The organism is Jeotgalibacillus malaysiensis (genome assembly GCF_044789845.1).
Taxonomy (GTDB): Bacteria; Bacillota; Bacilli; order Bacillales; family Jeotgalibacillaceae; genus Jeotgalibacillus; species Jeotgalibacillus malaysiensis_A.
In genome coordinates, this window is the sequence record NZ_CP085252.1 from 2,591,265 (window position 1) to 2,610,328 (window position 19,064).

Consider the following 19,064-nt stretch of genomic DNA (forward strand, 5'->3'; position numbering starts at 1 on the left):
GCACTTTGAAAAATGAAGCACTACATTAGAAAACCGAAACATTTTTGAAAAGGTGTCTGATTTTCAGATCAAATACGATCTCTTTACCGAAAGCCAAAACCATTTAAAAAAGGAGAATCATGATGCCAATTGTATGTATTGATGCAGGACACAGCTACGACACGCCGGGAAAACGAAGTCCGGATGGAATGAAAGAATACACATTTAACAAAGCAGCTGCAATCGCTGCTAAAAAAGTCTTACTACAGGCAGGAATGACAGTACTCACCCCACACAGAGATGACCACGACGTCCCGCTCACCGCGAGAACAGATCTCGCAAACAACGGCCGGGCAGACCTTTATGTTTCTATTCATGCAAATGCTTTTGGCGGATCCATCTGGAATGGGGTCCAGGGAATCGAAACGTACATCCATCCACATCATTCCGGAGAAGAGAAAAAGCTCGCACAAATGATCCATCAGCATCTCATTAAAAGTGCGAAACGACCTGACAGAGGCATCAAAACAGCTGACTTCCACGTGCTGCGCGAGACAAAAATGCCTGCAGTTTTAGTGGAGTGCGGATTCATGACCAATCGTCAGGAAAAGCAGCTGCTCGCAAGTGATTCATACAGAAAAACGTGTGGTGAAGCCATCGCAGCAGGTGTACTCGCTTACCTCAGAAAAACTGTACAGCATACATTCTATGTTCAGACCGGCGCATTCTCTAAAAGAGAGAACGCTGAAAAACAGGCAGCTGAGTTAAAAAAAGCCGGCTTTGAAGCAATTATTAAATCATAACGCAAACTAAAAAGACGTCGGGGGTTTTGATACCCCTAACGTCTTTTTAATTTGCGTTGGATACTTCCGGATTATCTTTTCCTGAAGAAAATCTCAGCTTCAGACCAATTGCCAGAATTGCAATCGAGATCAGCAGGCTGATGCCCCCGACACCCCAATTGAAAATCAGCAGAATCCATTTAAACAAACCCATAATATCAGTACTCTGCGTAAACAATGCCAGCACAACAAACAATACGCCTGTCCCAAGAAATGCAGCACCAACCGTACTGAAACCAAACCACATGATCCGGTTAATAAACGTCTCCATCTGCCTCACCCGCCTTATGTATTTATTGTACTATACCATGATGTGGGGGTTGGGAAACATTTTGGTGCAGAGTGGGTGGGTAGAGCTGGGTCTGTCCCGGGTCTACCTTTGTTAGCGTAGACCCGGAACAGACCCAGCTCTACAAACAGACTTTTGGTTTGTTAAAGGCATGAAGAGGGTGTGGTGGTGCAGAGTGTGGAGTGGATATGTCATTCTGTGAGGCGGAATGATACAAGTTGGTGGGGGGATTGCTGTAAGTTCCAGGGGGTATCGCTACAAGCCGGGCTGTGATCGCGACATCTCTGCACATAATTGCTACAAGTCCCCGCGCCGCGCCAAACGCGTCTGCCATTCCCAAATACAAAACAGCCCAATGCGCTCGTCTGGGGGGACGCGCATTGGGCTGTTTTTAAATGTGTGAATCCTGGTCATCTATTTAGACGAATCTGTTAAGCGTTGGTTTCATTCTTTTTTGAATATGATTTAACAGTAACTGAACCGGTTTTTGCATCCGCTGTGATATACAGCTTAGATGCACTTTCGCGGTCTTTTCTGAAATTTAGTCTGCGCTGCATCATTTCCTCGCGCTCTTCTAAATGGTCCATCTCATGGAAGTCCACTTTCAGCTTACCAAAGTTTGTTCTGAGCGTACCATCCAGCGAGACTGAATCAGGCACGTTAATTTCAATCGGGCCTGCAAGTGACTTGGCTTCGATGCGTCTCGCTGATGAACTTGATGTGCTGCAGACAATCTTTCCATTTACAGATTGCGCATCGATTTCATCTAGCGCACCTTCAACATTTACTTTACCATTCACTGATTCTGCTTCAATCAGGTCAGCGCGTGTGTTTTCAACGTTGATCCCGCCATTAGCCGTTTCAAGCTCTGCTTTTTCAACAAGCATATTAGAAAGCTCAATTTTTCCGTTCGCTGTCCGGACTTTGATTTTATTTACGTTCCCGCCTTCAGCCTGAAACTTGCCGTTGAACAGACGGATATCCCATCTTTCATAGCTTGCTTTTGGTACGTATAATACAGTATCCAGACTCATCATCTTCAGGTCTGAGACAAAGCGCAGTTTCTTGAAATTCGTATTAAAAATCACTGAATCTTTCAGCTGCTGCTTCGCTTTCAATTCATCATCTGATCTGAACACTTTCACATTACATTCAGCTCTGACAAAGTCTTCATCCCAGGGACGAATCGTCAGCTTACCGTTTGAAATGCTCGTTTCAATATCAATGAGCTCTGCTTTTTCAGATTCAAACACGTGCTTAAATTCAAGTGAAGGACCCATATTGAATTCAAGGTCCAGCCCTTTCACTTTATCAAATGCAGTCTGAACAAAGTCTGTCAGTTTGTCTTTTTGCTGCTGGCGTGACGTTTTCTTCGTCTGCTCTGTCTTATACTCAGTTGCTTTTTTCTCGATTGTGCCGAAAAGATCATTGATCATTTCATCAAGATTGAACGGAAATTCTTTTTTCTGACTGCCTGACTCGCTGTGTGACTGACTGTGCGATTCACTGCTTGTCTTGTGAGAAGAACGGCTCTGCTGTTCATAAGTTGTATCTTTATGAGCAGAAGAAGCTGAATCTCCCGTTGACTTAGAACCGTCTTTTTCGAGTGCTTCCAGTAAAGTTAATGCCTCAGTGGCCGTGATTGTTCCCTTTTCTACCATACTTAAGATTCTCTTGCGTTCGTTTTCCATGTATTTGACACTCTCCTCTAGTTTGAAATTGCCTCTACAGTATTTGAACGTGCTGCCTATTATACGATTAACCTGAATAAAAGTTTCATTTGATTTAAGCATGACAGAAAATCCGGAACTGATCACCCGTCTCAGGACTGATATTCACCTAAACCCAGGGTACGATTTTAAGCGTTCACTTTTTCTCCAGTGCGCTCAGCCATCTTTTCTTCCATCCGGTTACGATCACGTTCAAGGACCGGCTTCAGATAGCTTCCAGTGTAAGATTCCTTCACTTCAGCAATCGCTTCAGGCGTTCCGCAGGCAAGGATTGTGCCACCACGGTCACCGCCTTCAGGTCCAAGGTCAATGATATAATCCGATGCTTTAATAATATCGAGATTGTGCTCGATGATCAGAACGGTATCTCCATTGTCAACCAGGCGCTGCAATACATTAAGCAGGCGGGAAATATCATCCACATGAAGGCCTGTTGTCGGCTCATCCAGAATATACATTGATTTACCGTTTGAACGTCTGTGCAGTTCTGAAGCAAGCTTCACACGCTGGGCTTCCCCACCGGAAAGCGTTGTTGCAGGCTGACCAAGTGTAATATAACCAAGTCCAACGTCTACAATTGTCTGCAGTTTACGGCTGATCTTCGGAATGTTCTCAAAGAATGAAAGGCCGTCTTCTACTGTCATCTCAAGAACGTCTGCGATATTTTTCCCTTTATATTTCACTTCAAGCGTCTCACGGTTATAGCGTTTCCCGTGACATACTTCACACGGTACATAAACGTCAGGCAGGAAGTGCATTTCAATTTTAATAATCCCGTCACCGCGGCATGCCTCACAGCGTCCGCCTTTTACATTAAAGCTAAAACGGCCTTTTTTATAACCTCGCACTTTCGCTTCATTTGTTGTCGCATATACGTCACGGATATTATCAAACACACCTGTATAAGTCGCCGGGTTTGAACGTGGTGTTCTGCCGATTGGAGACTGATCAATATCAATAACTTTTTCAAGCTGATCAATGCCTTTGATTTCTTTATGCTCTCCAGGCTTTACCTTTGAACGATGAAGCTTTTGAGCGAGTGACTTGTGTAAAATGCTGTTGATCAGCGTACTTTTACCTGAACCTGATACACCTGTTACAGAGGTAAAGACACCAAGCGGAATTTTGACATCGACTTCCTTCAGGTTGTTGGCTTTTGCACCTTTGATTTCAAGCTGTCTCTTTTTATCAGGCTTTCTGCGTTCAGTTGGCAGTGGAATAAATTTCTTTCCTGACAAGTACTGACCGGTCAGTGACTTTGTGCTCTTCATCACCTGTTTTGGCGTACCTGCTGCAACAATTTCACCGCCGTGAACTCCGGCTCCAGGTCCAACATCAATCAGATAATCTGCTGCAAGCATTGTATCTTCATCGTGTTCAACAACAATTAATGTATTACCAATATCACGCATATTTTTCAGCGTTTCAATCAGGCGGTCATTATCACGCTGGTGCAGGCCGATTGAAGGCTCATCCAGAATGTAGAGAACGCCGGTCAGCTGAGAACCAATCTGGGTTGCAAGTCTGATCCGCTGAGCTTCACCGCCTGAGAGTGTTCCGGCTGCACGGCTTAGTGTTAGATAGTCGAGTCCAACATTTACTAGGAACGTCAGTCGCTCATTGATTTCTCTTAAAATAAGACGGGCAATCTGCATTTCTTTTTCAGTCAGTTCTACACGGTTAAAAAAATCCTTTGCTTCTTCAATTGAAAAAGAAGTGACGTGTCCAATATGAAGATCCTGTACTTTTACTGCAAGGCTTTCACGCTTCAGACGGTGACCTTCACAGCTCGGGCAGTGATGCTGTGCCATATATTTCTGCATCTGCTCACGAATATAATCCGAGCTCGTCTCGCGGAAACGTCTCTCAACGTTTTTTAGTACGCCTTCAAAATTGATTTTGTTTTCACGGACCTGACCAAAATCATTCTCATAGCGGAAGTAGATCTTGTCACGGCCGGACCCTTTCAAAATTTTATCCATTTGTTTCTTAGGGATATCCTTAACCGGAATATCCATATCAATATCATAGTGGTCACTAACCGCTTTTAGCATCGATGGGTAGTACTGAGAGCTGGTTGGTTCCCATGGTGCGATCGCATGCTCATTCAGCGTGCGGTCCCAGTCAGGAATGACAAGCTCCAGGTCTACTTCAAGCTTTGTGCCAAGGCCATCACATTCCGGGCAGGCGCCAAACGGCGAGTTGAATGAGAACATACGCGGTTCAAGCTCTTCAATTGAAAAACCGCAAATCGGGCAGGCGTGATGTTCATTAAATTTGATTTCCTCTTCGCCAATGACATCCACAATGACATTCCCGTCTCCAAGCTTCAATGCAGCTTCGAGTGAATCTGCCAGACGTGCTTCAGCACCTTCTTTTACAACAATACGGTCAATGATGACTTCAATAGAATGCTTTTTATTTTTATCAAGCTCAATCTCATCGCCGATATCCATCATTTCACCGTTCACACGGACACGTACATACCCCTGCTTTTTCACGTCCTCAAGAATTTTCGCATGTGTTCCTTTACGGCCGGATACTAGCGGAGCAAGTACCTGGAGCTTTGTACGTTCAGGATATTCATAAATCCGGTCAACCATCTGTTCCACTGTCTGCGATGTGATTTCAATACCGTGATCAGGACAAACCGGTCTGCCGACACGCGCAAATAACAGTCGGAGGTAGTCATAAATTTCAGTAACGGTTCCGACTGTTGAACGAGGGTTTCTGCTGGTTGTTTTCTGATCAATTGAAATTGCCGGTGATAATCCTTCGATTGTATCGACATCCGGCTTATCCATCTGACCAAGGAATTGTCTTGCATAAGCAGAGAGCGATTCAACATATCGCCTCTGCCCTTCCGCATAAATCGTGTCAAATGCGAGCGATGATTTACCTGATCCTGAAAGACCTGTCATCACGACGAGTTTGTCACGCGGAATTTTTATATCAATATTTTTAAGATTATGAGCGCGGGCGCCCTGTATAATAATCTGATCTTTACCCATAGTCAGGTCATCCTTCCGCTTTCAGTTCTAAAACGAGGTCACGCAGCTCAGCCGCTTTTTCAAAATCAAGCGCACGTGCCGCTTCCTTCATTTCAATTTCCATTGACTCAATGACTTTCGCACGTTCCTTCTTAGACATCTTCTTCATCTGTTCAGCAGGTGATACATACTCTTCCGCTTCTTCAACCGCATGTGTTGCACGAATCACATCACGGATTTCTTTATTAATTGTAACCGGTGTAATGCCATGTTCTTCATTATAGGCAATCTGTTTCTCACGTCTTCTCGCTGTCTCTTCCATCGCACGAGACATAGAGTCAGTCACTTTATCTGCATATAAAATAACATGACCGTTTGAGTTACGTGCAGCCCGGCCGATTGTCTGAATCAGTGAACGGTCAGAACGAAGGAAGCCTTCTTTATCCGCATCTAAAATTGTAATGAGTGACACTTCAGGAATATCAAGCCCTTCACGTAATAGGTTGATCCCGATTAAGACATCATATTTACCAATCCGCAGATCTCTGATAATCTCAATCCGCTCAAGCGTCTTTATTTCTGAATGGAGATATTGAACTTTAATGCCAATTTCCTTTAGGTAATCAGTGAGATCCTCAGACATTTTTTTCGTCAGCGTCGTGATCAGCGTACGTTCGTTTTTCTCAATCCGGTCCTGAATCTCACCAAGCAGGTCGTCAATTTGACCTTCACTCGGGCGGATTTCAACGGTTGGATCAAGCAGCCCGGTTGGACGAATGATCTGTTCAACCATTTCATCCGTATGCTCCATTTCATATGGACCCGGCGTTGCTGATACATAAATGGCATTATGCACATGCTTTTCAAATTCCTCAAATTTCAATGGGCGGTTGTCCATTGCTGACGGAAGACGAAAGCCGTGATCTACAAGCACTTTCTTACGGGCCTGGTCACCATTATACATCCCGCGGACCTGAGGAAGCGTTACGTGGGACTCATCAATAACTAAAAGAAAATCGTCAGGGAAATAATCCAGCAGTGTATAAGGCGTTGCACCTGCTTCGCGCAGTGTCAGGTGTCTTGAGTAGTTTTCAATACCTGAACAAAAGCCCATCTCTCTCATCATTTCAAGATCATAGCGCGTTCGCTGTTCGAGTCGCTGCGCTTCAAGCAGCTTATCTTCTTCCTTCATAATCTTCAGCTGTTCTTCAAGCTCTTTTTCAATGTTTTCAATTGCCACACGCATTTTTTCTTCACGCGTTACGAAGTGGGATGCCGGGAATACTGCTACGTGGTCACGGTCACCAAGAATTTCACCTGTCAGGGCATCCACCATCCTGATCCGGTCAATTTCATCGCCGAAAAATTCCACGCGGATACAGTGCTCATCGTTTTTAGCTGGGAAAATTTCAACTACATCGCCTCGTACACGGAACGTTCCGCGGGTAAAGGCAATATCGTTGCGCTCATACTGTATGTCAACGAGTCTTCTAAGCAGCTGGTTCCGCTCGATTTCCATCCCGACCCGGAGTGAAACTACCAGTTCTTTATATTCTTCAGGCGAACCTAAGCCGTAAATACATGAAACGGACGAGATAATAATGACGTCATCACGCTCAAACAGTGAAGATGTCGCTGAATGACGCAGCTTATCAATTTCATCATTGATGCTGGCGTCTTTTTCTATAAATGTATCGGTCTGAGGCACGTAAGCTTCAGGCTGATAGTAATCATAATAGCTGACAAAATATTCGACAGCGTTATTTGGGAAGAACTCTTTAAACTCACTGTAAAGCTGTCCGGCAAGCGTTTTGTTATGTGCAATGACCAGCGTTGGTCTTTTCACTTCCTGTACAACGTTCGAAACCGTAAAGGTCTTCCCTGTCCCAGTCGCACCAAGCAGTGTCTGATGCCGCTTCTTCTTTTCCACACCCTCTACAAGCTTCTTAATTGCAGCAGGCTGATCCCCCGCCGGCTGATATTTTGACTGCAAATCAAATTCCTGCACCATTCGTTCAACGCCTCCTATACTTCTTTTCGATAAAACCTTCTTCTATATTCATACCCTTTATGATGAAATGAAACAGGGTTTTAGGCAAATTAATTGTCTCAACTAGTTTACCACCATGAGATGAAAATTAACAGCAAAAAGCGAACATACATTCTTAAAATGTGTTTTGAGCTTGATAACCGCTAAACCTTTCCGTGGAGGGTTGCGCTTTCCTGCCCCCGGACTGTGAGCCTCCTCGAGCTAAAGCTCTGCGGGGTCTCACCTGTCCTTTTCCGGGGCGGGAGTCTCCACCCTCCACTACAAGGTTCAGCTAAGTATAATAATGGAATTTATATGGATGTAAAAATATGGATCGGAATTTTTGAAAAATGGATTCTCATTCAGCTGATCGGAGCGTAAGGCGGCGACTCCGGCACGATTAGTTGGAAGCTGAGACCCCACAGGCGAAGCCGAGGAGGTCTAATGGAGCCACAAAACGGCTCATCCAGGAAAGCGTCCGCCTGAAGCGCAGGTCAGCGGTTCTCCAGACACACACAGAAAAACAGCGCCGAATCTATGCGATTCCGCGCTGTTTTTCTGTGTAGTTCTTCATATATCGGTTGACGTACCAGAGACCGAGTGTCAGTGAAGCTGCGTCGACGATGATGACATACCAGCTGCCTGTATAGCCTTTATAAGAGGAGCCGGCAATCAGTGCAATCGTCAGCAGCATTGCAATCGTGCGGCTATATGTGATTCGGGTAAATAGGATAACGAGTAATGCCGGAAGAAACATGGCCATCAGAATTTTTGTGCCCATTTCATCACCTCACGATTCAATCATACTGAACTCATTTTGATGCTGCAATAAGATTTTCCGTTATTTTGCTTAATTCTGAATGAGGAATAAACTTTTCAGCGAGCATATCAGGCAGCACACTCTCGAGGAAAAACGCCACGCTCGTCATTTCTCTAAACTTCAGGATAGTGGATAATGCGTCCTGATAGATCTCAAGGAAAATCGGTTCAGGGTTTCCTTTTTGTATTTCACCAAACGATTCATACAGCAGATCAATTTTATCCGCGACAGATAGAATATTTCCTTCAAGCGTGCGATCCTTGCCTTCTTTAAAACGCGCAAGGTAAATCGACTGATACTCTTCAGGAAATTCTGCCTGCACAAACCGGTGCGCCATCTCCTCCTCCACTTCACTGAACAGACGGTTTAATTCAGAGGATGCGTATTTAACCGGCGTTTTGATATCACCCGTAAAAATTTCAGGGTAATCATGGTTCAAAGCTTTTTCATAAAGGTTTTTCCAATTGACAGTTTTCCCATGGTGCTCTTCAACTGTACCAAGAAACTGGGCAATTTTTGTCACTTTAAATGAATGAGCGGCAACTGTGTGTTCATTGTATTTAAACTTGCCTGGACAGCGGTAAAGCTTTTCCATATCCGATAAACTTTTAAAATAATGATGAATCCCCATGAGCTCACCCCGTTAATTTTAGCTAATCGTAGCATTCACAGTGTGTAAAGTACAATACATAGTATGTGAAAAATTTGCTAAAAGATTTGGGTGGGAAGGGGTTTGTTTAATTCAATCATCTTTGTGATTATTCCATCACCTTTTATTTTATTCGATCAGGTCCAGCGTCATTTCAGCCTCAGCCACTTTACATGTAGTTAATTCTTACACCTTTCAACTTTTATCCATCATCAATCAAATTAATTCAATCATCATTCTGATTATTCAACGCCACAGCATCTCGCACCGCGCATCCCGAAAACAAAAACAGCCCGATTCCTCAGGCTGTCTCACGTTTACGATCTTCAATTAAAATCAGTCCAAGCTGATAATGCTGACCTTCATACAATGCTGCCTGCGTGTAGCGGATTTCGCCTGCATGGTTGAATACTTCAAGCTTACTGTGAGCGCGGTTTTTCTGGACCGCCTCATAAAATTCACGTTCATTTCGTACAACAATGCCATTGACCTTATGGACCATTTCACCACGCACGAGACCCATTTTTGCAGCCGGCGTGTCAGGAAGTACGTCAATAATCATGACGCCTTTGTCCCCGTTCAGGAAATGATAACCGGATTTTCTGCAGACAGCACGTGTTTTCAGCAGAATGAACAATCTGCCCGCAAGCGCAATGCCAAATGCTGCGTAAATCAGATACGGTGCCCAGAGTGAGCCCGCTGCGATTACAGCAGAAAGTACACCGAGCCATACAACCTGCGCTCCGGTTGATCTTAAGATATTTTTCGGCAGGTCATGGACTACTGTTAACTGATAACCGAGTATAGCCGGGAAAATCAGCAGCGAGAAAGTTTCACCTGCACCGATAAGCGGCCACCAGCCTACTTCACTGATCAGTCCATTTGGGACAGGAATCAGCAGCGGCACAAGCCAGATTCTTTTTGTAAAAAATGCGCCGGCCTTCATGCCACGCGGAGTCCGGACCAGGCGGGGTGACGTCTGTTTCACTGAGTTCAGCTGAATCATAAGCCCTTCAGCAATCAGCAGTAACCCCATGATGATCCCTGCAGCTGTAAATACTTCCGGCAGTGCAGGCACCAGGTCAGGAACCGTGACATCAAAACGATCGAGCCCGATGATTGCTGCAAGCACAACAGGAAATAGAAACCCTGCAGATAAAAGCCTGAACTGGCCTGTGACTGCAGCTAAAATCATGACGAGACTAACTGCATAAATCCAGAATGTGTCCATTACGATCCCTGCTCCACTGATGACTGCTGATAAAACAAGTCCAACTGCCAGAGAAACACCAAAGAAGCTGATTAATTCTATGTACCATGGTTTGACCGCTGTTCTGACGTCCCTGCGTTCTCTTTTCAATCTGACAGCTCCTGCAGCAATTGCTGCGATCACGCCAATGATCAGCACTGGATTTAACAGACCCAGCAGCGCACCAGGCAATTCATTTAACCATTGATTGAACATACGATCCCCCCGGTCGATAACAAATTCTTGTATTTATTGTATCAGACCTGAGGGATTCACAGTATAGGAATTTCGCCCGGTCCACACGTTTCTTTATGTGAACCGGACGGGATATTTAATGCTTCGCAATAAATTCGATTGCAGATTGCAGCTGGTGATCGTGATTTGGATTCTTTTTATATAACTCAAGTGTTGATTCCAGCTTTTTTAAAGTTGAGGTATTCACTTCACCTGTTTCTTTCAGACGCGATTTCTTCTGGAAATCACGGATAGCTTTTTCAGTCTGTCCACTGAAGTAGCCATCGGTGCGGTCGATTTCGTAGCCGAGTCCATCGAGCAGTCTCTGAAGTGAAGCAACTCTTTCATCATTCATGCCTTTTTTCAGTACAATGGATGATTGAACAGGGGACAGCTCAAAGATCTCGGGCTGGACAACCTCTAAAGTTGGCTGAATGCCTTTACGGTGTATCCAGCGCTTATCCGGTGTAAGCCATTTGGACACAGTCAGCTTCATCTGACTGCCGTCGCCAAGCTCAAGTGACTGCTGCACTGTTCCTTTACCGAAAGTTTTCGTACCAATCAGCGTATATCCTTCCACTTCATACATTGCTGCTGCAAGAATCTCTGAAGCTGAAGCGCTGCCTTCATCGATTAAGACAACAACTGGATATTCCTTTTTATTTTCAGAAGCTGAAGTTAAAGCTTCTCTTTTCCCGGAGCGCTCCTCCACATACATAAACGGTTTCTTATTTGTGATAAAATTGCCAAGTACTTCCTCCACGCTCGACAGCAAGCCACCCGGATTTCCTCTTACATCAATAATTAATCCGGACAGCTCTTCCTTCTCAAGGTCAGCTAAAGCAGCTTTAACATCCTTGCCTGTTCCCTCACCGAACGTTTTAATTTCTATGTACCCAGCCTTTGCCCCTTCACGTTCATAAAGCTGATGGGAAACCGTTTCTACAGGAATATCATCCCGCACCACGTTAATTGTTAATGACTTTTCAGCTTCGCCTCTCAAAATACCGAGCTGTACGCGGCTACCTTTAGGTCCTCTGATTTTAGAGGTCAGATCGTAAATGGTCAGCCCGTCTATTTCTTCATTATCTACTTTTGTAATGACATCATTCGGCTTCAGTCCAGCCTTTTCAGCCGGTGATCCTTTTAGCGGAGCAACTATGATAAAGCTGCCTTCCTGCTGTGTAATTTCAGCACCGATCCCACTGAATGATGAGTCGAGTGAATCATGGAACTGCTTCGAGGCCTGTTCATCCATATATACCGAATAGGGATCTCCAAGCGCTTCAACCATGCCTTTTAATGCGCCATCAAGCAGTAAATCCTGATCCACCTTTTCCACATAACTCTCCTGAATCATCTGCTGTGCTTTTTCAATTTTTGACTGTTCAATAGAAGTTTCTTCCGTCACTCTTTTAACAATCCACCGGTCCGCACTGTAATAGACACCTGCTCCCAGTACCATACATATCAGGATCATAAGTACTCTTTTCACCTGCTTCCCCCTCTCTGATACACATTATGAAGCATTTGTTTCACTTAGAAGCCCGTCCAGACTCTTTTCAAGCTGTGCTGCTGTTACGGGTCCGTAAAATGTTTCATAAATCCTCCCGTCAGCAGTCATCATGACAGTAATGGGGATTGTAAATACTTTGAATGTCTTCTGGAGGCGACCTTCCTCATCCATGGCAATCGGAAAAGAAACCTGATGCTCTTTAACAAAATCAGAGACATTCTCTTTGCTGAACTCCTCCTTCGTCAAATTCACACCAATCATCTTTACATCAGGATGTTCGGCCGAAAACTTTTTTAACTCAGGCATTTCCTCAATGCAGGGCGGACACCAGCTTGTCCAGAAATTCAGAATCAGTGGCTTACCGATGAAATCTTTTTTGGAAAGCTCAGTGCCATCTTCCATAATCAGCGTAAATTCAGGCGCATCCCTTAACGCCGTTTTCATAGCAGGTTCGCTTGGCGCCGGCTCAACACTGACCAGAAAAAATAATCCCGCACAGCACAAAACAGCAAATGCCCATCCAGCCAACCCTAATTTCTGAACCGTCATATACTGTCCCTCCTCGTGAGGAAGTATATGAAGCAGGTTGGGTTTCATGCCATGGGTTTTGCTGTTTATGGCGGTGGTTTTTCCATTATTTATGTGGCGCACTGGGGACGGAGTTAAGTGGTTCATTTTTAGAATCATTCTAAAATCGGCACACTCAACTCCGTCCCCAGTGTGCCGGTGTACCGCACTAAAAAACTCCCAAACCGAAGTTTGGGAGTCTGCTAGATTAGAATGAGATATATTTACGTGGGTTAACAGCATTTGACTTAGAGCCGTTCCATGCGCCTTCGTGAAGTTCGAAGTGAAGGTGAGACCCAAATGAGAATCCTGTGTTACCCATGCCGCCAATGTATTGGCCTTTTTCAATGAACTGACCATTTGATACTGAAATACTGCTTAAGTGAGCATATACAGTTGTGAAAGTCTGTCCGTTAACACTGTGAGTTAAAATGATCATGTTACCATAACCACCATTTTCACCGCCAGCTGCTTTAACAACATAACCATCTGCTGCTGCAACAATCGCTGAACCCGTACCATTAGCTACATCAATTCCATAATGATAACGAGTCTTACCATTTAGGATATCCCAGCCGAATTCAGTCGTGATTCTACCGCTTGCAGGTGATGTCCAAGCACCAGCTGATACAGGAGCTGATACTGATGGCGCTGATGGCTGTGAAGAACTGCTTGAACTGTTTGAGCTGCTGGCACTGCTTGAACTGTTAGCACTGCTTGAACTGCTAGTCTGGGCTGCTGCTTGTCTCTCAGCTTCTGCTTGTCTCTCAGCTTCTGCCTGTCTTTCAGCTTCTGCCTGTCTTTGTCTTTCAAGTTCTTTCTGACGCTCAATTTCTCTTTGTCTAGCAAGCTCAGCAAGACGTTCCTGCTCTGCTACAATTTCGTTTTCAATATCTGTTGCAAGTTCTTTTAGTTCACTATCTTCTTCCTGAAGCTTAGACTTTTCATCTTCAAGTTCAGCCTGCTTTGCTTCTAGTTCTGCCATTAGTGCAGCTTTGTCAGCCTTTTGAGCATCAAGATCTGCTTTTAGACCGTCAAGCTCAGCTTTTTGAGCTTCAAGCTCTTCAAGCTGCTGCTGAACCTCTGCTTCCTTTTGCTCAAGAGATTCTTTATCCTGACGCTGTTCTTCCATGATTTTTCGGTCAGCATCTACAAGTGTATTTACAGCTGAGAAACGGTCGATGAAATCTCCGAAGTTTTCAGCTCCGAGCAGTACATCAATATAGCTAACAGATCCGCCGGTTAATTGAATTGCACGTGCACGCTCTTCAAGCAGTGCGTTACGCTCTTCAATTTTTCTCTTTAATTCTTCAATTTCTCCACGAAGCTTTTCAATCTGAGCATTTGTCTCATCAATTTCAGCTGAAACAGCATTAATTTTATTTGTTGTATCTTCAATCTCGCTATCAAGCTCTTTAATTTCAGCAGTTACTTTTTCCTGCTCAGCAACAATCTCTTCAATACGATTATTAGTTTTGCTGATTTCACCGCCGATTTCTTCACGCTGACTTTCAATTGATGAACGCTCTTCTTTTAAGTTATCTAATGTTTCAGCAGATGCTGTATTGATTGCCGGAAAGCTTCCTGCAACAAGTGCTGCTGCCAATGACAAGCTGACGAATGACTTTTTCACAAATTTGTTCTCCCTTCGAATCTAGCATTTCTTTGTCTATATTTCTATTTTTAAACGCGCAGGAACTTTCTGACAGACATAAAGCTTCCCCAAACGCCGATTACAACGCCCATCAGTAAAATTAATGCGTTAATCTGATATATAAACGGTGAAAACTCAAGGATCTGAATAAATGAATTTTCAAGCCGCGGCTCCATGTACTCATAAACATTGTAGTAAAGAAGTGAAACAGCAGTAATCGGCAGGATTGAACCGATAATACCGAGCCAGATTCCTTCTAAGATAAATGGAATTCTGACAAACCAGTTAGATGCACCAACCAGCTTCATAATCTCAATTTCTGTCCTTCTTGCAACAATTGTGATCTTAATTGTGTTTGAAATCAGGAACATTGCGGTAAACAGTAAACCGAAGATCAAAACGGCACCGACATTTCTGCTGACTTCAAGGATGCTGAACAGCCGATCGATTTTCCCTTCTCCATATTCGACAGAGTGTGTATTCTCTAACGTGCCGATCTGGGAAGCGAGACGTTCAGTCTGCCTCGGGTCCATGGCTTTAACAACAAATTTATCCCGGAGCGGGTTGTTCTGTTCGAATAACGCCATCTCCTCACCGAAGCTGTCAATCAGTCCGGATAGTTCTTCTTCTTTTGTTGAATACTCAATGGATTCAACACCTGATAATTGTTCTATTTCCTGCTCTAACGATGCGACTGCCTGATCGTCTGCTTCAAGCTCAACGTAGACGTTCATTTCAACATCGTTTTCTATATCATCTGCGGCTTTATTCATATTCAGCATAAGAGCTGTGAATACGCCGACAAGTAATAACGTGACAGTAACTGCACTGACAGATGCAAATGTCATCCATCCGTTTCTCGCAAGACTCTTAAAGCTTTCTCTAAAGTGTCTCGTTATCGTTCTAGCTTTCATAACCGTAATCCCCCCGCTGTTCGTCACGGACAATTACACCATTTTCAATGGCAATGACACGGTGGCGGATCGTGTTAACTATTTCACGGTTATGCGTAGCCATAATAATTGTAGTGCCGCGTGAATTAATTTCTTCAAACAAGTTCATAATTTCCCATGAAGTCTCCGGATCAAGGTTTCCCGTCGGCTCATCGGCAATCACCACTTTTGGTGAATTAGCGATTGAACGTGCGATAGAAACTCGCTGTTGTTCCCCTCCGGAAAGCTCATCGGGCATCATGCGGGCTTTGTGTTTCAATCCAACAAGATCTAACACTTCCATAACTCTCTGTTTGATCACCTTTGGCTGTTCCTCAATCACTTCTAAAGCAAAAGCTATATTTTCGTAAACGGTCAACTTATTCAGGAGTTTGAAATCCTGGAAAACCACCCCGATATTTCTGCGTAAATAGGGCACGCGATTGCGCTTCAGTTTCGCAATATCGATTCCGTTCACCATAATTGTCCCTTTTGTCGGTTTTTCTTCACGGTACATCATTTTGATAAATGTAGATTTACCAGCTCCACTTGGTCCGACAACATAGACGAACTCTCCGGACTGAATCTTCACATCAAAACCGTTTGCAGCCATGATACCATTTGGGTACTTTTTGTATACTTCATTCATTTGTATCATATAAAAAATTCGCACCTTATCTTTAAATTTCCATGATGACTGTTTCTGGCTGACTGGTGTACATGCCTGTAACCCCCGATATAATAGGAATAAATAGCTAATTATAAGGGCAGGTCGATTTTTGGCACAAGAACATTATATCATTCTAACGAATTTTGTTAACGACATTTATATTACAGTTTCATTTCGTCTATGAAATATAAAAAAGCACCTTTTTCCAAATTGGAAAAAGGTGCTTAAATCATAATATATTATTGCTTTTCAGATAACCACTCTGCAACAACTTCGGCTTCTTCACCTTCAATTAATCCACCAGGCATGCCGCCCTGTCCCTCTAAAATCACTGTAAGAATCTCATCCTGGCTCAGTCTAGAGCCTACTTCTTCAAGGTTTGGACCGCTTGCACCTTCAAGGTTATCACCGTGACAGCCTGAACAGTTGCCAATATAGATTTCTTCCGGATCCATCTCACCAGCTGAAGAACCTGTATCAGTTGCTTCCTCTTCTCCGCCTCCGCATGCTCCCAGTAATACTGCAGATCCCAGTGCAACACCTAACCACCATTTTTTCATCAATATCCACCTCCTCCTTAAAATTATGTCAAAACTTTTCTTAAAATAGCAATTTATTCTCTCTTAAACCCTTCACCAAGCACTTCTGATGCGTCATTTACTATGACAAATGCGTTTGGATCGATCTTTTTTACTACATTTTTCAGTTTTGTAAATTCAGTCTGATCAATCACACACATTAAGATTGGGCGCTCACGATCGGTGTATCCGCCATACGCTGACAGCTTCGTCACACCTCTGTCAACTTCATCAAAAATAGCCTGGCTGATCTCTTCCTGACGATTCGTAATAATATGAACCATCTTTGAGCGCTGCCATCCAACCTGCACGAGATCAATCGTTTTACTCGTTACGTACAGCGCAATCAGTGCATACAATCCAAGTTCAATAGTGAAAACAATTGCCGAACTGAGAACGATTAACCCGTCAATGATTGCGATACTTGTACCAAGACCAAGGCCACTGTACTTATGTATAATCTGCGCAGCCAAATCCGTACCGCCTGTAGATGCTTTACCTCTAAATACAATTCCTAAACCAATTCCGACACCAATTCCGCCAAATAGTGCACCAAGAAGAGGGTCCTCTGTCCATGGTGCCCAATTTTCCGTCAAAAATACCCACCCCGGCAAAGCAAGTGTTCCGACGAATGATTTTAATCCAAAGTTTTTCCCTAGAAGAATCACCCCTGCAATAAACAGCGGAATATTAAAAGAGTACTGAACAATTGCAGGACGCCACTCAAACAGTCCATTTAAAATCGTACTGATCCCGCTTGTTCCACCTGATGCTACCGCATTCGGAAGGAGGAATACGTTAAAAGAAATCGCGACAAATAATGCCCCGATGATTACATATAAATAGTCAATTACACCATGCCAGCGTTTCGGCTCACTCTGACCACGGCGATTCTGCTTACTCATTGACAGTCATCCTTTCTCTATTCTAGTCTACACCGCTAGAGAGTATAGCATGTAGCGACATTTCTGTGAATATTGTCATGCTAGAGCGTTAGTGCGGTGAAGGGGATGAGTTTCGTAGACCCTGGTCTGTCCCTGGTCTACAATTGACGGCGATGGGGTCTGTCCCGCCTCTACCCGCTTGTCAAAAGAAAATCCGCTGCACCCAAGCAGCGGATCTGTCATCAGTTATTAATTTTCGAACGCAGATAAGCGTTGATGAATGGATCTAAATCGCCGTCCATTACACCCTGCACGTTACCTGATTCTGCACTTGTTCGGTGATCTTTCACCATTGAATACGGGTGGAAAACGTATGAGCGGATCTGGCTTCCCCAGCCAATTTCCTTTTGCTCACCTCGGATATCGGCAAGCTTCTGCTCCTGCTCTTCAATCTTCAGCTTATACAGCTTGGATTTAAGCATTTTCATTGCTGTCTCACGGTTTTTAATCTGTGAACGTTCAGACTGACATGATACAACTGAATTTGTCGGAAGGTGGGTAATCCGCACGGCTGAGTCAGTTGTATTAATGTGCTGACCGCCTGCGCCGCTTGCTCGGTACGTATCAATTTTCAGATCTTCAGTTCTAATCTCAATTTCAATTTCATCATTGAATTCAGGCATGATGTCACATGACACGAATGATGTGTGACGGCGGCCTGATGAGTCAAATGGTGAAATACGGACGAGACGGTGAACACCTTTTTCTGCTTTCAGGTAGCCATATGCATTGTGGCCCTTAAATAGAAGAGTAACGGATTTGATTCCCGCTTCGTCTCCAGGAAGATAATCGAGTGTTTCCACTTTGTACCCACGCTTTTCACCCCAGCGCTGATACATCCGAAGCAGCATAGAGCCCCAGTCCTGAGACTCGGTACCGCCTGCGCCCGGGTGCAGTTCAAGGATGGCATTGTTTTTATCGTATGGCTCACTTAATAGTAATTGAAGTTCGAACTCATCCAGCGTTTTGCGGAAAGTTTCCAGCTCAGAGACCATTTCATCGTGCATTTCTTCATCCGGCTCTTCTTTTAAAAGCTCGAGTGTAACTTCAAGGTTTTCCTGGGTATCAACCAGGTTTTGATAGCCGTTTACGACATCTTTCAGTGCATTTTGATCATTGATGATGCCTTGTGCTTTTTGCTGGTCATCCCAGAAAGTTGGTTCGACCATGAGTTCGTCGATTTCTGCGAGTTTTGCCTCTTTGTTTTCTAAGTCAAAGAGACCCCCTGAAGTCAGCCAGTACCTTGGCTGTTTTTTCGAGCTCGTTTCTTACATCTGATAATTCCATTTGAGTTCCACCTTATTTTAAAGTTGATTTTGTATGTTGCTTGAAAACCGCTTGTGATCTCCGTGGAGGGCTGCGCTTTCCGCGGCCGGTCCGGCAAGCCTCCTC

General features: G+C 44.1%; 16 protein-coding genes. 1 reads left to right on the forward strand and 15 read right to left on the reverse strand.

Features of this window, described 5'->3' with window-relative positions; translation table 11 throughout:
* The first annotated feature begins 122 nt into the window (after positions 1–122).
* Entirely contained in the window at positions 123–782 is a 660-nt protein-coding gene (locus LG330_RS13880) for an N-acetylmuramoyl-L-alanine amidase (RefSeq protein WP_404404768.1), read from the forward strand.
* 46 nt (positions 783–828) lie between these two features.
* Here LG330_RS13880 and LG330_RS13885 read toward each other — a convergent pair whose 3' ends face one another.
* The 15 genes from LG330_RS13885 to prfB all read right to left on the reverse strand — a co-directional run bounded on the left by LG330_RS13885 (position 829) and on the right by prfB (position 18,959).
* Entirely contained in the window at positions 829–1,092 is a 264-nt protein-coding gene (locus LG330_RS13885; protein ID WP_404404770.1) for a hypothetical protein, read from the reverse strand.
* A gap of 449 nt (positions 1,093–1,541) precedes the next feature.
* Entirely contained in the window at positions 1,542–2,801 is a 1,260-nt protein-coding gene (locus tag LG330_RS13890; RefSeq protein ID WP_404404772.1) for a DUF4097 family beta strand repeat-containing protein, read from the reverse strand.
* A gap of 167 nt (positions 2,802–2,968) precedes the next feature.
* A complete protein-coding gene (uvrA, locus tag LG330_RS13895; protein ID WP_404404774.1) occupies positions 2,969–5,851 on the reverse strand; it encodes an excinuclease ABC subunit UvrA in 2,883 nt (960 codons plus the stop codon).
* 7 nt (positions 5,852–5,858) lie between these two features.
* Positions 5,859–7,841 carry an excinuclease ABC subunit UvrB gene (gene uvrB, locus LG330_RS13900; protein ID WP_404404776.1) on the reverse strand — a complete coding sequence of 661 codons (1,983 nt, stop codon included), beginning with the start codon at positions 7,839–7,841 and terminating at the stop codon, positions 5,859–5,861.
* Between the two features lie 553 nt (positions 7,842–8,394).
* Positions 8,395–8,640 (reverse strand): CsbA family protein, encoded by a 246-nt coding sequence (locus LG330_RS13905; RefSeq protein ID WP_404404778.1) that lies wholly within the window; start codon positions 8,638–8,640, stop codon positions 8,395–8,397.
* Positions 8,641–8,671: 31 nt separating this feature from the next.
* The gene (locus LG330_RS13910; RefSeq protein ID WP_404404780.1) at positions 8,672–9,310 is read right to left on the reverse strand and encodes an HD domain-containing protein; all 639 of its coding nucleotides are present in this window, start codon (positions 9,308–9,310) and stop codon (positions 8,672–8,674) included.
* 319 nt (positions 9,311–9,629) lie between these two features.
* Positions 9,630–10,793 carry a hypothetical protein gene (locus tag LG330_RS13915; protein WP_404404782.1) on the reverse strand — a complete coding sequence of 388 codons (1,164 nt, stop codon included), beginning with the start codon at positions 10,791–10,793 and terminating at the stop codon, positions 9,630–9,632.
* A gap of 115 nt (positions 10,794–10,908) precedes the next feature.
* Entirely contained in the window at positions 10,909–12,306 is a 1,398-nt protein-coding gene (locus LG330_RS13920) for a S41 family peptidase (protein ID WP_404404784.1), read from the reverse strand.
* 24 nt (positions 12,307–12,330) lie between these two features.
* Positions 12,331–12,876 (reverse strand): TlpA family protein disulfide reductase, encoded by a 546-nt coding sequence (locus LG330_RS13925; RefSeq protein ID WP_404404786.1) that lies wholly within the window; start codon positions 12,874–12,876, stop codon positions 12,331–12,333.
* A gap of 226 nt (positions 12,877–13,102) precedes the next feature.
* Positions 13,103–14,527 carry a murein hydrolase activator EnvC family protein gene (locus tag LG330_RS13930; RefSeq protein ID WP_404404788.1) on the reverse strand — a complete coding sequence of 475 codons (1,425 nt, stop codon included), beginning with the start codon at positions 14,525–14,527 and terminating at the stop codon, positions 13,103–13,105.
* A 50-nt stretch (positions 14,528–14,577) separates the two neighbouring features.
* Entirely contained in the window at positions 14,578–15,462 is an 885-nt protein-coding gene (ftsX, locus tag LG330_RS13935; RefSeq protein WP_404404790.1) for a permease-like cell division protein FtsX, read from the reverse strand.
* Entirely contained in the window at positions 15,452–16,138 is a 687-nt protein-coding gene (ftsE, locus tag LG330_RS13940; protein ID WP_404404792.1) for a cell division ATP-binding protein FtsE, read from the reverse strand. The genes ftsX and ftsE overlap by 11 nt, the downstream gene beginning before the upstream one ends.
* 251 nt (positions 16,139–16,389) lie before the next feature.
* Entirely contained in the window at positions 16,390–16,710 is a 321-nt protein-coding gene (gene cccB, locus LG330_RS13945) for a cytochrome c551 (RefSeq protein WP_404404794.1), read from the reverse strand.
* A gap of 53 nt (positions 16,711–16,763) precedes the next feature.
* Positions 16,764–17,633 (reverse strand): YitT family protein, encoded by an 870-nt coding sequence (locus LG330_RS13950; protein WP_404404796.1) that lies wholly within the window; start codon positions 17,631–17,633, stop codon positions 16,764–16,766.
* 221 nt (positions 17,634–17,854) lie between these two features.
* A protein-coding gene (gene prfB / locus LG330_RS13955) for a peptide chain release factor 2 (RefSeq protein ID WP_404404798.1) occupies positions 17,855–18,959 on the reverse strand; the annotation gives its coding sequence in 2 pieces (ribosomal slippage) (positions 17,855–18,886 and positions 18,888–18,959; 1,104 coding nt in all).
* Positions 18,960–19,064: the final 105 nt, after the last annotated feature.